The 15,087-nt window shown below is 54.6% G+C and carries 14 protein-coding genes; 2 read left to right on the top strand and 12 right to left on the bottom strand.

Annotation, left to right across the window (positions count from 1 at the left end; translation table 11 throughout):
- Window positions 1-2: 2 nt before the first annotated feature.
- The 10 genes from LK03_RS20945 to LK03_RS20900 all read right to left on the bottom strand — a co-directional run bounded on the left by LK03_RS20945 (window position 3) and on the right by LK03_RS20900 (window position 11,963).
- Entirely contained in the window at window positions 3-566 is a 564-nt protein-coding gene (locus LK03_RS20945) for a KdsC family phosphatase (protein ID WP_038414443.1), read from the bottom strand.
- A gap of 312 nt (window positions 567-878) precedes the next feature.
- Window positions 879-1,721: a 3-deoxy-8-phosphooctulonate synthase gene (gene kdsA, locus LK03_RS20940; protein ID WP_038414442.1), complete on the bottom strand. Its 843-nt coding sequence runs from the start codon at window positions 1,719-1,721 to the stop codon at window positions 879-881.
- A gap of 20 nt (window positions 1,722-1,741) precedes the next feature.
- Entirely contained in the window at window positions 1,742-3,295 is a 1,554-nt protein-coding gene (locus tag LK03_RS20935; RefSeq protein ID WP_038414441.1) for a glycosyltransferase family 4 protein, read from the bottom strand.
- 6 nt (window positions 3,296-3,301) lie between these two features.
- A complete protein-coding gene (locus LK03_RS20930) occupies window positions 3,302-4,741 on the bottom strand; it encodes a hypothetical protein (protein ID WP_038414440.1) in 1,440 nt (479 codons plus the stop codon).
- Window positions 4,742-4,822: 81 nt separating this feature from the next.
- On the bottom strand, window positions 4,823-6,250 hold the full coding sequence (locus LK03_RS20925; protein ID WP_038414439.1) for a mannose-1-phosphate guanylyltransferase/mannose-6-phosphate isomerase: 1,428 nt from the start codon (window positions 6,248-6,250) through the stop codon (window positions 4,823-4,825).
- 30 nt (window positions 6,251-6,280) lie between these two features.
- On the bottom strand, window positions 6,281-7,372 hold the full coding sequence (locus LK03_RS20920) for a polysaccharide biosynthesis/export family protein (protein WP_038414438.1): 1,092 nt from the start codon (window positions 7,370-7,372) through the stop codon (window positions 6,281-6,283).
- On the bottom strand, window positions 7,365-8,471 hold the full coding sequence (locus LK03_RS20915; RefSeq protein ID WP_038414437.1) for an ABC transporter permease: 1,107 nt from the start codon (window positions 8,469-8,471) through the stop codon (window positions 7,365-7,367). Before LK03_RS20915 ends, LK03_RS20920 begins: the two co-directional genes overlap by 8 nt.
- 56 nt (window positions 8,472-8,527) lie before the next feature.
- The gene (locus LK03_RS20910) at window positions 8,528-9,181 is read right to left on the bottom strand and encodes an ABC transporter ATP-binding protein (protein WP_038414436.1); all 654 of its coding nucleotides are present in this window, start codon (window positions 9,179-9,181) and stop codon (window positions 8,528-8,530) included.
- 12 nt (window positions 9,182-9,193) lie between these two features.
- The gene (locus LK03_RS20905; protein WP_240478634.1) at window positions 9,194-10,024 is read right to left on the bottom strand and encodes an ABC transporter permease; all 831 of its coding nucleotides are present in this window, start codon (window positions 10,022-10,024) and stop codon (window positions 9,194-9,196) included.
- A 577-nt stretch (window positions 10,025-10,601) separates the two neighbouring features.
- Window positions 10,602-11,963 (bottom strand): phosphomannomutase/phosphoglucomutase, encoded by a 1,362-nt coding sequence (locus LK03_RS20900; RefSeq protein ID WP_038414435.1) that lies wholly within the window; start codon window positions 11,961-11,963, stop codon window positions 10,602-10,604.
- A 519-nt stretch (window positions 11,964-12,482) separates the two neighbouring features.
- On the opposite strand from LK03_RS20900, the gene LK03_RS20895 reads away from it, so the two are divergent.
- Window positions 12,483-12,869: a ComEA family DNA-binding protein gene (locus tag LK03_RS20895; RefSeq protein WP_038414434.1), complete on the top strand. Its 387-nt coding sequence runs from the start codon at window positions 12,483-12,485 to the stop codon at window positions 12,867-12,869.
- A gap of 68 nt (window positions 12,870-12,937) precedes the next feature.
- Here the strand turns inward: LK03_RS20895 and LK03_RS22100 are convergent, their stop codons facing one another.
- Window positions 12,938-13,105, bottom strand: a complete 168-nt coding sequence (locus LK03_RS22100) for a DUF2897 family protein (protein ID WP_081673751.1) — start codon at window positions 13,103-13,105, stop codon at window positions 12,938-12,940.
- 169 nt (window positions 13,106-13,274) lie between these two features.
- Between LK03_RS22100 and pyrF the strand changes: the two genes are divergently transcribed.
- Window positions 13,275-13,976 carry an orotidine-5'-phosphate decarboxylase gene (gene pyrF, locus LK03_RS20890; protein ID WP_038414433.1) on the top strand — a complete coding sequence of 234 codons (702 nt, stop codon included), beginning with the start codon at window positions 13,275-13,277 and terminating at the stop codon, window positions 13,974-13,976.
- Window positions 13,977-14,024: 48 nt separating this feature from the next.
- Here pyrF and LK03_RS20885 read toward each other — a convergent pair whose 3' ends face one another.
- Window positions 14,025-15,026, bottom strand: a complete 1,002-nt coding sequence (locus LK03_RS20885; protein ID WP_038414432.1) for an NADP-dependent oxidoreductase — start codon at window positions 15,024-15,026, stop codon at window positions 14,025-14,027.
- Window positions 15,027-15,087 lie beyond the last annotated feature (61 nt).

Here is a 15,087-nt window from a genome sequence, read left to right as displayed (position 1 = left end):
AGTCATTGTGACATTTTGCTCATGACAGTTGAGTAGCCTTCCGCTGATGTGATAACCGCACCCTTGCCCTGCGCAAAAAGAATGGCGTCTGCAACTTCACGAAACGCACCCGCTCCACCGGATAGAGAGAGGGTGCCGGTTGCTGCTGCTTTTACGTAATCTGGAGCATCAGCTACTGCAAAAGAAAGAGAGCAAGCTTTAAAGGCAGGGAGATCAATACAGTCATCACCGATGCAGGCCGTATGCTCTGCGGGGATCCCTGTCTGAATCATAAGCTCTCTGCAGGCTGCAAACTTGTCTTTCACCCCGAGCTTGAATGTGGTGATATTCAAATCAGCAATTCTTCTGCGCAACCCCGCTGAATCACGACCCGACACCACGGCGACTTTGACACCGTTTTCTTCCAGTAAGCGCATGCCCATCCCGTCACGGACGTGAAAGCACTTAATGCATTCTCCATTGGCGTCGTAATAGAGTCTGCCGTCAGTGAGTACGCCGTCCACGTCGGTAATCACGAGTTTGATAGTTGAAAGGAGTGGCTGAAGGTCTGAAGCTAAACTGTTCATGTAGGCAGGATCCGGGTGGCAGATGTAGAGGGACGGGCCAGGCACAGTAGGCGGTCTATCGAGTACGAATCAAGGGCTCGATGTGCTCCGGGCATAAGCAACGCCTCGAGACTAGAGTATGGCGATTCGCGACAGCCTGATGAGCCGCTGGTCATGACTACTTAATGGTGCTTTAGCCATTGCTGTATTTCGACTGTCGACCCATGAATCGTCCTATTGAAGCCTTAAAAGGCCAAGAGAGGGGCGCAATGGACCCTCTCTCTAACTACCTCTTTTGAGCTATCCGAGCCGGTAGTGTCAACGCATCGAGGCTTATTGAATATCGAGGGTAGAGAACGACTTGATCAAATCATCCAAGGCTTTGATTTGGCCAAGGAAAGGCTCGAGTTTGTCCAAAGGCAATGCACTGGGACCATCGCATTTCGCAGCATCTGGATTTGGGTGGGCTTCTAAGAACAAACCGGCCAGACCCACTGCCATTCCCGCGCGAGCCAGCTCTACAACTTGCTCGCGACGCCCGCCCGAAGCCTTGCCAGAGGGATCACGGTTTTGAAGGGCGTGGGTGACATCGAAGATGATCGGCAGGTTGTCGCAGGTGTTCTTCATCACGCCGAAACCGAGCATGTCGACCACCAAGTTGTCGTAGCCCATGCACGAGCCACGATCACACAGGATCAGCTGGTCGTTACCGGCTTCCTTGAACTTGTGCACGATATTCTGCATTTGAGAAGGGCTGAGGAACTGCGGCTTCTTGATGTTGACCGGTTTGCCGGTCTTGGCCAGCGCCACGACCAAGTCAGTCTGGCGCGCCAGGAAGGCTGGCAGTTGCAGGACGTCGACCACTTCGGCAACCGGTTGGCATTGGTGGATTTCGTGGACGTCGGTGATGATCGGTACGCCGAATTCAGCTTTAACCTTCTCGAAAATACGCAGGCCTTCTTCCATGCCTGGACCGCGGTACGAGTGAATGGAGGAGCGGTTGGCCTTGTCGAAGCTGGCCTTGAATACGTAGGGAATGCCGAGTTTCTCGGTCACACGTACGTATTCGGCGCACGCCGTAAGTGCTAGGTCAGCCGATTCGAGTACGTTGATACCACCGAAGAGAACGAACGGTGAGTCGTTCGAGCACTGAATGGTTTCAGAGAGTTTGATCATAAAAATATCCTAGTAAAATTTCAGTGCTGGTTGGCAAAGTAGTTGAACAGCTCTCGGTACACTGCCTTGTTGGAAAAAAGGTTCTTTGCCTTGTTCTGGTTATGCGTGCGAGCACCCACGTCTTTCTTGATATCAAACTCAAACGTCTTCAAGAATTTATGAATGTCTTCAGTACCCTTGATGATGACTGACGGGAAGTCTTTTCCCAAGCACTCTTGCCCCAGAGTGTTTGTAAACAGGTGCTTGCCGGCGAAAACCGCTTCGACACTCTTAAAGTTCAGCCCACCTTGGACGATGACGGGGTTGAGCGACACATCGATTTTGTCGTAAAAGTCACTAATGCTGTCAACAAACCCCAAGGGTTCGATGTTGGCGTCGTAAAAGGTCTTGGGCAGAATGGCCGGCGCATTGCATACCGATCCCGCGATATAAAACTTACTGTCAGGCGAGTGCTCCTTGATCACCGGCCACCACGCTTCAAGAATATACAAAAGCGACTTGACGTTCGCCGACATCTGCCCACCAATGAAACCGAAGCATAGCGGTTGCCCGGCAGGTCGTCGCTTGATTGGACTCAGCGCGTAGTCGAAGCCAGACGAAGCCTTGATTACGTTTACTGACTTGGGAAGCGTCTCCTCGAGGATCTTTTCATCAGAGGCGGAAATCGCCAGCACCGAATCACAGATGCTTAGCTTCTTGAGCTCTCGGCGTCGTTCACGGGTGGCGTTGAAGAATAAACGCTCACGCCGGTTGAGAATTTGCTGGTTGCGGGTGAACTGTACATCATGTGTATCACAGATCAGTCTGAAATTATCGCGATCATGTTTGATGTATTTAACCGAATCCATCATCCAGGCATACGAGACGATGACAGATTTGTAGCGGTTGGCCATATGCAGTGAGTTCGCCCAGCGCTTGCAGGATTCGGTCGGTCTGAAGGTTGCGCGCTCGGAGAACAGGTCCGGAAGGTCGCCGGATTTTCCAAGAGCTTTGCGCGCTTTCAGCTCAACGAGCTTCTTGGCCTGCTGTAGTGTATTCGGCTTCTTTTTTGTGTTTTTGTAGAAATACGCGGTGTTGCAGAACGTCTCAAGCGCGGTTTTGTATCGTCCCTGCGGTACATTGGTCGGCGCGGTGATCAGAAGATCTACTGCGACACCCTGCTTGCTGAGATTGAAGATGAGATTGAACGCTCGTTGGTGAGAGCCAAGCGTGAGCGGCAGAATAGGGCCCGGGAAGATCAGTAGTACGGAAGCTTTGCGACGTGGGTTCTGACGATAACGTTTAACCTCACCGTCGGGCAGCATGTGCCAGATATTGCCTAGACGATGAGCGTAGAAGCTGTTGATCATCTTCTCATCAATCTTGTAGTCGATCTCACCGAGCACGATGAGGTCATCTGCATCGCCGCAGATATTGAGAAATTTTTCAAGCTCATTGACAGGCATTAGCCGGGTAGAGCTGGTCTTTCTGCCGTAGTAGAAGAACGAATTATCAGGCTCACTGTCAGCCAGTTTTTCAAGCGTTTCGATCTGTACGGTGGCGGCATGTGGGGCGTATATAGCTATTTTTTTCATTGCTGATTACCGTACGAGATTCCCATAAATATCAATGGTTTTGAGAAATTGCGGATCTGCTTTGCTGAGCTTGTCTTCCTCGACGACCTTGATTGCGCCCACGGCACGAGATGAGCTCTGATACGGCATGATGGTATAGCGCTTGGCAGCGCAATGCTTCATGGCGATAGTTTTGATCCAGGCTTGGTCAATCTTGACTTTGTTTTTTCGGTACGTGAGATCAAGTGTTGCTGTCAACGGCACTGCAACTTGGATGATCACTTCATCCGTCAACGCCGATTGCGGCACAGGTACCGCCTCCGGACGATACGTTGCTACGTCCAAACCGAGCTGGCTGGCTACCACGTAGTGATTGAACGCCCCCTCGTGCAACAGAAGATTGGACCTTAACAGGTGTGCCAAGTATTTGATCAATCGCTCATGCAGTTGGGACGGGGTCAGTTTCAGATCGGACTTCAAGCCTGAAGTGATCCCGGCTGAGGAATATATTGACGCACCTAGCGAAATCACTTTTTTGCCTTTGATCAGCGCTTCCAGGCCTACCGTACTGTTGATCGTCACTACCGTGTCGGACCAGTCAAGCCAGTGCTCCAGCGATCCCTCGCTTGACGTTTTGACATTTTTGTAGCGAGGGATATTCGGCAACGTTTCAGGTAGCTCTTCCGGGTGAGGGCGCACCAGGAACTGGGCATCTGGTGCGTTCAGCGTTTCATAGATATCAAAAAAAGCCGCACGCATTGAGCGGTACGAGCTATACATAATGATATTGGTGTCGAGCTGAACCTGAAGCGGGAAGAAGATGTTCCGTCCTCGCGAAGACGCCTCGGGTCTACTCGAGGGTACGCCGAATGTTTGCTCAACCCGCGCGCGTTCAGCATCGCCCAGTACGATTTCATCGACCCGTGCCCCGCTCAGCTCATTCAGCGAAGACGCTCCGTTCACGCCTAATCGATCAATGAACAAGGAGTTCTTCAGAAGTCCCCGTTCTAGAAAGGCGGCTGGGATTTTACGCGCTTCGGTGATAAGCCGCAGAATGTTGGCGACGTAGCCAGTGAAGCCATTCCACACTACAATTTTTTCAGGCTTGACGGCTTCAATGACTGAATGCAGCGCACGGTAATGCCGATCAATGTCGCTGATAGTGCGTTTGCGTTGGCCAGGCCAACCAACCCTAGGGCGTCGGCGCTGTTCAGGCTGCATGACATCGTTGTAGGTGATACCCGGCTCCAGAACGCTTTCGATTGTCGTATCCGGCGGCACGGACGTGTTGCGCATGTGCGCTTCCAGCGCGATCGTTGCAATTCCCTCGTTCTCGAAATACCGTCCTTTCTTCTTCGAATACAATAAAACAACCGGGCTGCAGCCGTAGTGCTTTAGGCAAGCCGCCAGGGTCATGATCCTGTTCTGGTTTTCGAAGTGATCGCCGCACTGGATAAGGATTTTCATAGATACTCTAAGGCGTAATTGACTTGTTTCGCGCAGGCCTGTAGCCGATGCTGCAGTCCAAGGACAGCAGTATCGGCATCCTCAGGATTCTTTCGGGTGCGAATCAACACGACCGTATCTGTCTGAGTACCGCACGATGTCATCCTCGCCCAGATAGGAACCCGACTGGACTTCGATCATTTCCAGCGGAATCTTGCCCGGGTTTTCCAGTGCATGAACCACGCCCACAGGAATATAGGTCGACTGGTTCTCCGTCAGTAAGATGTCCGTGCCATCAAGCGTGACCTTGGCGGTACCGGTGACGACGATCCAGTGTTCGGCTCTGTGATGGTGCATTTGAACAGAGAGTTTTTGTCCTGGCGCTACCGTGATCCGCTTGACCTGATACCGATCACCTGCATCGACTGAATCGTAAGCTCCCCAAGGACGGTAGACTTTTCGATGAGCCGTGGCCTCATTTCGAGCATCCTTTTTGAGGCGCTCCACTAGCGTCTTAACGTCTTGGGCATTTTCCCTTGACGCCACCATCACTGCATCTGCCGTTTCAACAACGACCGCGTCTTGCAGTCCAAGCACTGTGACTAGCCTGTTCTCGGCGTGTACATAAGTGTTAGTACACGCTTCAAACAAGACATCACCTCTGCCGGCGTTGCCAGATTCATCTTTTTGTGCAATCTCCCATACGGCCGACCATGAGCCTACGTCATTCCAGCCGGCATCCAGAGGAACCACGGTGACCTTATCGGACCTCTCCATGACCGCATAGTCGATGGAGATGTTTGGGGTGCGCTCAAACAATTCAGGACTCAGGCGTTGAAAATCCAGATCTTCTGAAACACCTTGGAGAGAGGCTTCAACGTACTTCACAACCTCTGGAGCATACGACCTGAGCTCTTCCAGCATTACGCTTGCTTTGAACAGAAACATGCCGCTATTCCAATAATAGCGACCGTCTGCTACGTACTGCTCAGCCGTTTCGAGGTCAGGTTTCTCGACAAAAGAAACGGCAGGCTGTGGATGGGCCCCCCTCTCGCTGACCTTGATGTATCCGTAACCAGTCTCTGCCTTTGAAGGTGTGATGCCGAACGTCACGATTTGACCTCGCTCGGCCTGAACGGCACCCTGATCGATAGCCGCTTTCAACGCGGCCAGGTCATCGATTACGTGATCGGCGGGCAGCACCAACAACAGCTCATCACGACCTAGGTTCAGCGCCATCAGTGTGGCGGCCGCGATTGCCGGGGCCGTGTTGCGACCAACCGATTCGAGCAGGATCGCGCTGGGCTTGACGCCTAGCGCTCTGCACTGCTCAGCAACAAGAAAGCGATGCTCTTCGTTGCTCACGACGATTGGGCAAACCTCACCATCTATTACTCGAGTGAGTCGAGTCAGCGTAGTCTGGAACAGTGACTGGTCTGAGCTGATGTTCAAAAACTGCTTGGGATGCAGCGCACGTGACAGGGGCCACAGACGAGAGCCTGAACCGCCTGAAAGGATTACCGGGATCATGCAATTTCCCTATTCCGAGATCAGAGGAATTTAGTTATAGATGCCAGTCGTGCGACCGAGCAGCATCGTCTGGACGATAGGCGATATGACTTTTTGCCATTCGTATACAGCAGCATTTGTTACGTAAATAGTATCGTCAGGCTTGATCACGATTTGTCTTGCATAGAATAGGGCCGCCGGATCACGCATGTTCAAGCGCAGCACGGTGGGTTTGCCTTTTGGACCGCTTCCCATCCTGAATACGAATACGCCTTCCGGGTTGGCGTTTGCTTCACGGAGCCCGCCGACGCTACCCAAAGCATCCAGCAAGCTGGTGTTCTGACCAGGAAGGTCCTTGAGGCCGGGTTCGGAAACTGCACCCATGGCCACGAAGCGTTGACGTGCTCGATCCAGGACAACCTCGGAGTTAGGTCGCAGGATCATGTTATTGCCTGCCAGAACGTCTTCGTAGTTGAACTGTTGGGACTCGGTGCCGGTGCGCACCGTGACATTGACCAGATGGGGTTCCATCACAGGTCCGCCTGCCTGATTAACAGCATCGAGAAGCGTCAGCGGGCCCTGAAGAGTGCTGAAGCGGCCTGGCTTTTTTACGGCGCCGGCAACCAGCACCGAGCCAGACAGATCGCCCACCAGTTCGACGTGAGTTTGAACATCGGTGGTGATGCCCTTGAGTTCACGACGAATCATGTTTTCAACTTGGTTCAGCGTCATGCCCGCGACGAATTGACGACCCACGTAGGGCAACGAAAGCATGCCCTCGGTATCGATTCGCGTGTTCAGCTGGGTGCCACCGGAGGCGAGAGGGGCGAAAACTGCCGAACCCTCTGGCGCAGTATCTGCGATCAGCACACTCAAAGTGTCACCTGGGGCCAGACGAACCTCCGCCGAACGCGGTTTGGTAATGTTGGTTAATACAGGTCTGGGTACGCCAGCCATATAGGGGGTAATGGTGCTGGCATTGATATCTACAAGGTTGTAGGTCTCATTTTTGCTCTCGATCGAGCCTTTGTACGGGCCGGCACCTGAAACCGCCCCTCCGCAACCTGCGAGTCCGAGAACTGCCAGCGCCAGTGCGGCCAGCTTCGCATTCAGAACCGTTTTCTTAGCCAGAGAATTAATCACGATGATCCTCGATGGAAGCCAGAATGAAGCGTGTGATGCCGTAGAGCATCAGAAGGCCCAGCATAATAGTCGCTAGATTGTACAGTCTTTCCGGATACAAGGCGATTTGTGGAGAGTTGGGACTGACTACAGTCACTAAGGTGCGGATCTTCTTGCTAGCCTCAATACGCGCATTATCCACAGCTGCCACGGCCGTTTTATAAATTTCTTCGGCAATCCCTGCATCCAGCGTCAATTGTTGATAGCGCGATGCGACGACGTTCAGTTGTGTTCCTTCAGGTGAAGACACCAGCAGGCGCTTTTCTTTATCCAGTTGTCGCGTGATCGCCTCAACCCGCTGTTTTTGCTGGCGAACTTGCGGTGCATCGCCCCGGAGTTTGAACGACATTTCTGTCAGCGCTGCTTGCTCTTTAGTGTACTGACCTTCCAGTTCTGCGATGATGGTAGCGCGACTCTGGGCGGTGGTTTTGCCATCTAGGACCTTGTTGGTATTCTGGAAGCTAAGTAACTCGGTCTTTTGTTTGGCGTATTTCTTCCGCGCGGTATCCAGTTCGCCCTGGGCAAACTTCATTTGTTCCCGGGCTATGTTGTGGCTTACCTCGTTGACAAAATTTTCGCTGGCTTGAAGGATAACGCGTAGCATTTGCTCGGAAAGCTCTGGGGTGAACGCTTGAACTTCAACCCGCAGCAAGCCTGTGGTCTCGTCATAATGTGCCGACACCATGCGTTGATAGTACTTCAGTAAGTCTTCGCGCGCTGCGTCCTGGTCGAGCCAAAAGAACAGATCGCTGGTTTGCTCCGAATACTGCTCAATCCACTGTAGGCGATTTTCCAAGAGCAGCATCATGTCCATCGACGTGATGTACTCCCTCAAGTACAGCGTTTCTTCACGAGAAGCAGGGTTGGCACCTGTCAGAAGTGTTGCCAGTCCGGGTATCTGCGCACTCTGATTGCCACCGTCCTGTCGCACTACTACTTGTGCCGTGCTGACAAAGCGATCTTTGGCAAACCCGCCGTAGTAGATGGCTGCCAGGATCATTGGCAGCGCCAGCATTAAAAATGCCAATCCCCATTGCTTCTTTTTACTGGTACTGCTCATAGTTTGATGTGCCCTTGAAGTCAAACTGTCAACGTCGTTAAATGGCTTATAGTTTCTCAGTCGTTATATGCCTTGATCCCTTCTTCGACATCGTCAAATTTTAGAATCTGGCCGTCTTTTACCAGGAGTACGATGTCGCAAAGCTTTTTAATCTCGGGCATGTTATGCGATACTAAAACAATGTTGGACTTTTTCATTTTTTCTTGAAAGACTTCATTGCACTTTCTGCGGAACTGGGCGTCGCCCACTGACATAACTTCGTCGATCAGGTAGTAGTCGAAATCGAACGCCATGCTTAGACCAAATCCAACCCGCGACCGCATACCAGAAGAATAGGTTTTGATGGGTTCGTCAATCCAGTCTCCGATCTCGGCAAATTCTTGTACATAGCGAACCTTTTCTCTCATGTCCTCGCCGGTAGCGCCGTATACCCTACAGACAAATTTAACGTTGTCACGACCGGTCATGCTGCCTTGAAAGCCGCCTGACAGACCCACAGGCCATGAGATGCTCCTGTCCGTGGCGATAACTCCAGAGTCGGGCACATCAGCACCGCCCAGTAGATTCATCAGCGTCGACTTGCCGGCACCGTTACGGCCAATCAGCCCAATGTTTTTACCCGGTGGAATGCTGAGCGAAAGGTTGCGAAAGATAAATCGACGTCCTTTCGGTGTCAGATAAGACTTGGTGACATTTCTTAGTTCGAACACGTGACGATCCACTCAACCGTTTTTAGTAGAAACCAGATGCATACGACGGGCTCGATATGCTCCTAGCGAAAGAAACAGCAGCACTATTGTGAAGCTGCCTACGTAAGTGGCGGACACTCCATCTACCGGTACATAATGCGGTAGTACTTCAGCTCGGATCAGTTCGAGAATATGGAGAAATGGGTTAAGTAACAGAATTGGCATCATCGCCTGTGGCAGGTAGCTGGCTGGGATCAGCACCCCTGAAATGAAGTACAGTGGGAAAAAGGCCATGCGAATGATCATCTTGAGGCTAGGCATCGCGTGCGTGATCAATGCAAGCAGCATCCCCAAGCCAAAAGCGAACCCTAAGCCCAGTAACAGCGTACCGATCCATTCGATCGGGCGGTGGACAGACATGTCGAATCCAAACCAGGCGAAACCAAAAACCAGAATTGCGTAGACCGTTGCGGAGGTGCAGCTCTCGACGATCACTCGTGCTACGTAGGTATCCAAAGGCTTGATCTGTTTGTAGCCGAACAAAGAGCGGTTCTCTCTCAGGCTGTCCATCAGGCGTGTAGCTGTATTTCGATACAGTAGGAAGGGTGCCATCCCTACCAGAATGAAGACTGGGTATTCAACCCCAGCCACCGTGCGCCCGCGAAGTAATGAAAAGAGTAGAGAAAACAACAACAAGTGAACAATGGGTTCAAACAACATCCATACAGCGCCCATTCGGCTGTCGCCAATCCGTGCACGTGCCTCTCGCAATACGAGCGCGAAAATGACGGATTTCTGAATCTGTAAAGAGGATCTAGGTTTCAAGATCGCGACCGTAAACCAGTGCGGCGCGCGGGTGCGCACCGGAATTCATCTTTCAAGGATCGCCCGGAAACGAGCGAATCATCGGAAAATCCCGAATTGTCCCTGTTCTAAAGGCTGCGAGGTTAAGCGCGCAGCGGTGTGAGCGTCAAGGCGCTTGCCTGTCCAGCCAAGGTCTGCGCCTTTGAAAACCGCGACTCAAAATGGTTCCCTCATCTTCATGCTCAACATTTTTCCCACTGCCGCTCTCAAGAGTGTCAACGATTTACCGTGGCAGGCAGTATTCCTGTGCCCCGGCTGCGGCTTTGATGCTGTCAATCGGAGAAGGTTCATCCATGGTGTTTCACGCATTTCGACAGAGGCGCTTTTACCAACGATTGCGGCAGTGCGTGTGTAAATGCACTCCATGCATCATGCGCAAACCTGTAGCGCTCATTGCAGAACGCTACAGTACACAGGTAACAGAACCGGCAAGCTAGAGCTATGCATGAGCCGTTTTTGCAAGCTGCGGTAAGGCATGCAACCGTTTCTGGCAGGCGCCTGGGGGGCTCAGAGTGTCGTTGGCTCGGCCTGAAAAAGGCTGGTTGAAGGGCGGGGTGAGTTCTGTGCCAGCCGCTGATCAGCTTTGTATCAATCGAGCGATTTCAGCGACGCGTGCCTCTACCAAGGCCTTGTCCGCACGCGTTTCAACGTTCAATCGCAGCAGCGGTTCGGTGTTCGAACCTCGCAAGCTGAAGCGCCACTGAGCGAACTCCACGCTGATGCCGTCAGTTCGATCCACTGTCGGGCCAAGCGGCAGATAATGTGACAGAACCTTTTCTAGCGCCCCGGCGACGTCTGCAACCTCGTAGTTGATTTCCCCGCTGCAAGGAAATGCGTCAATGCGCTCATCCACCAATTCGGCAAGACTTTTACCCGACCGGCTCATCAGTGCCGCCACTAGCAGCCACGGAATATTGCCGCTGTCGCAGTATGCGAAGTCACGGAAGTAGTGGTGAGCGCTCATTTCACCGCCGTACACTGCATCCTCCATACGCATACGTTCCTTGATGAAGGCATGACCCGTCTTGCTCTGGATGGCAATACCGCCCGCAGTGCTAACTTGCTCGATGGTATTCCAGGTCAAACGCGGATCGTGGATGATCTTACTGCGTGGATTATCTGCAAGTAGCATTTCTGCCAATAAGCCGACAACGTAGTAGCCTTCAATGAAGCGTCCTGTGCTATCAAAGAAGAAGCAGCGGTCGAAGTCGCCGTCGAATGCAATGCCCATATCCGCCCCATGATCCAGAACGGCCTGACGTGTGATGGATCGATTCTCCGGCAGCAGTGGATTCGGGATGCCGTTGGGGAAATTGCCATCCGGTTCACCATTGATGATGGTGATATCGATGGGCAGCCGCTTACTTAAAAGCTCGATGACTGGACCCGCCGCTCCATTCCCCGGGTCTGCCAGCACTTTCAGTGGTTTGAGGGCCGTGAGGTCGATGTAGCTCAGTAGGTGGTCAATGTAAGCAGTCTTATCCAGCGCTTGGCGGATGGAGCCGGCTGTACTGGCAAGCGTCCCCAAATCGCCCGTTTCCACTCGGCGCTTGATGTCGTTGAGCCCGGTGTCGCCACTGATGGGGCGAGACTGCTCACGAACCAGCTTCATCCCATTGTAGCCTTTAGGGTTGTGGCTAGCGGTGACCATGACCCCACCATCCGCCTCATGGTAGCTGGTGGCGAAATAAATTTCCTCCGTGCCGCAAAGGCCGATATCGATGACGTTGGCGCCCGCCTCGGTGATGCCCTTAGCCAAGGCTGCGCACAGTGCTGGGCTTTCCAGGCGCATGTCCCGCCCGACAACGAAGCTGTTGCCACCCAATTCAGCTACCAGTGCGCGACCGATACGGTAGGCGATCTCTTCATCAAGGTCGCGTGGGACCTGGCCGCGGATGTCGTAGGCTTTGAAGCAGCGTGTGTCGATTGGTGAATGCATAGATGTCTCGATAGGCGCCTGAATGAAGGGTTGTTTAGACGAACCAGATGCGATCCCGCGCGTGGCTGAGCGCTGGCGGTGTCGCTTCATCTTCGTGTCCTAGTTCGTGCGGTGGGTGCGAACCGCTGTAAAAATCCGAGTACTTGTAGGCGAGGCGATGAGCCCGAGGTTCGATCGGGCCCGCGTAAAATCGCTGTAGATTATAGCGGTGTTGAATCATGCGGAGTCGAGGGTTAAGTCATTCACCTGGAGGGTCAGTGAGTTTACGTGGGGCGCGTCTGACCTATTGACCACAGTTTGTTCGAGTTGTTTGACAGCGTCGATTTCCAGTCTCGTAATAGAGTTTGCAATCGGCAATTTCTTTTCCGCCATGGGTGCTGTTCGACGCCCTGCCTAGGACGTCCGATCTGGTAATCATTCCCTTCCAAAAGCCGTTGAATGCCTGTGTGGGACGCCGCTAGGTTGTCTAGGCAGCTGCTTTGGCGCGGCTGACCATTCAATTCCACAAGGAGTGCTCCCATGCGTAAAACCGTCTTTGCAACCCTCATCCCTGTGTTCGCCGGTCTGCTGTTTTCGGTGGGTGCAAGTGCTGCGGCCACTACGAGCCAGTCGACTTCGATGGCCGGGGAGATGGCCATGCAGGGTGAGATGATTCCGGCGCAGGACATGCAAACCACAAAGATGGCCGACCACGGCGCAATGGCCATGGCACGGGTGGACCTCAACAAGGCTGATGCGCTGACGTTGCAGAAGGAACTGGCTGGCATCGGTAAGGCCAAGGCCGACGCCATCGTCGCGTATCGCGATGCTCATGGCCCCTTCACGTCAGTGGATGAGCTGCTGGAAATTAAGGGCATCGGCAGCGCTTTGCTGGAGCGCAACCGCGGCAGGCTGATGGTTCAGTAGTCGCGCCACCGACTGCTGGCGTCAACGAAACGGGCCGCATTCAGCGGCCCGTTTTCATGCAAGCGTCATTAGCGGTCTCGGGCGTCCTGGGCGTCAGCCTGGGCGTTGCGTTCATGAACCTTCTTCAGCTGTTCTTCGGTCAACGGCACTTTCTTGGCCGTGTCGCGCAGCATCATCAGACCGCCGACGATCGAGCCGATGGCCACGATCAGGATCAACCAGGCATACCAAGGCATTGTCGTTCTCCATCTGACGGGGTGGGCGGTGCCATGCCATGTTGAGCGATGGCCGAGGGCAATGGTTCCATTATAGGTCGCCGTCCTCGATTGCTGATCCGCGGCGCCCCATGCCCAAGACGATTCGTTTACAATGCGCGCCGTTTTCGACTTGCCAAGAGACCTGACCATGTCCGCCTGCCAGACGCCCCTGATCGTCGCCCTGGATTTTCCTACCCGTGATGCTGCCCTGAAGCTGGCTGACCAACTCGATCCTGCGCTGTGCCGGGTCAAGGTCGGCAAGGAGCTGTTCACCAGTAGCGCTGCGGGTATCGTCGAGACCCTCTGCGACAAGGGCTTCGAAGTATTCCTCGACCTCAAGTTTCACGACATCCCCAACACTACGGCGATGGCGGTTCAGGCTGCTGCAGAGATGGGCGTGTGGATGGTCAACGTGCATTGCTCGGGCGGCCTGCGAATGATGTCGGCATGCCGCGAAGTGCTGGCCAAGCGCAGCGGCCCGCAGCCACTGCTGATCGGCGTGACCGTGCTGACCAGCATGGAACGTGACGACCTGGCCGGCATCGGCCTGGATGTCGAGCCACAGGAGCAGGTGCTGCGCCTGGCGGCGCTGGCCGAACGGGCAGGTATGGACGGTCTGGTGTGCTCGGCCCTGGAGGCGGGGGCGCTGAAGGCTGCGCACCCTTCGCTGCAGCTGGTGACGCCGGGTATTCGGCCTGCCGGCAGTGCCCAGGATGATCAACGGCGTATCCTCACCCCGCGCCAGGCGCTGGAAGCAGGGTCCGACTACCTGGTGATCGGTCGTCCGATCAGCCAGGCAGCCGATCCGGCCCAGGCCCTGGCCGCAGTGGTGGCCGAGATTCGCGGCTAAGGCCTAGATGCGGAGCGGGGCACGTATGCTGGCGCCCCGGCTGCTTCGTCAGACTTTCAGCACCAGCTTGCCGAAGTTCTCGCCGCTGAACAGCTTGAGCAGGGTCTCGGGGAAGGTTTCCAGGCTCTCAACCACATCTTCCTTGCTCTTGACCTCGCCGCTGGCCAGCCAGCCGGCCATTTCCTTGGCGGCTTTGGGGTAGTTGTGGATGTGGTCGAAGACGATGAAGCCTTCCATGCGTGCGCGGTTGACCAGCAATGCCAGGTAGTTGGCCGGGCCTTTGACCGCATCCTTGTTGTTGTACTGGCTGATGGCGCCGCAGATGACGATGCGCGCCCTGAGGTTGATGCGTGACAGTACGGCATCGAGGATGTCGCCGCCGACGTTGTCGAAATACACATCGACGCCTTTCGGGCATTCGCGCGTGAGGCCCTCCAGCACGTCTTCGGCCTTGTAGTCGATGACGCCATCGAAGCCGAGCTCATCTTTCAGGTACTGGCACTTCTGCGCGCCGCCGGCGATGCCGACCACGCGGCAGCCTTTGAGCTTGGCGATCTGTCCGGCAATGCTGCCGACCGCGCCGGCAGCGCCGGAAATCACCACCGTGTCGCCGGCCTTGGGCTGGCCCACTTCCAGCAGGGCGAAGTAGGCGGTCATGCCGGTCATGCCCAAGGCGGACAAATAGCGCGGCAGCGGTGCCAGCGATGGGTCGATCTTCTGTAGGCCGCTGGGCTCGCCGGTGAAGAAATCCTGCACGCCGAGCGTGCCGCCGACGTGGTCGCCGACAGCGAAGTCCGGGTGGCGCGAGGCGACCACTTCGCCCACGCCCAGTGCGCGCATGACCTCGCCCAGGCCTACGGGCGGAATGTACGACTTGCCTTCGTTCATCCAGCCGCGCATGGCCGGATCGAGGGACAGGTACAGATTCTTCACCTGCACCTGACCCTCGGCAGGCGCCTGGATATCGGCCTTTTCGAAGCTGAAGTCATCGCGGCGCACGGCGCCGGATGGGCGCTTGGCGAGCAGGAAACGGCGGTTGCTATGGGACATGGTGGGGTCCTTGTGCAGTGGAGGAGGTGGCAGCATCGAAGTGCCGTGGGCAACTCTGATG

Source organism: Pseudomonas cremoricolorata (genome assembly GCF_000759535.1).
GTDB lineage: Bacteria > Pseudomonadota > Gammaproteobacteria > Pseudomonadales > Pseudomonadaceae > Aquipseudomonas > Aquipseudomonas cremoricolorata_A.
The sequence above is the reverse complement of the archived record's forward strand: the minus strand, read 5'-3'. Positions and strand labels throughout refer to the sequence as shown.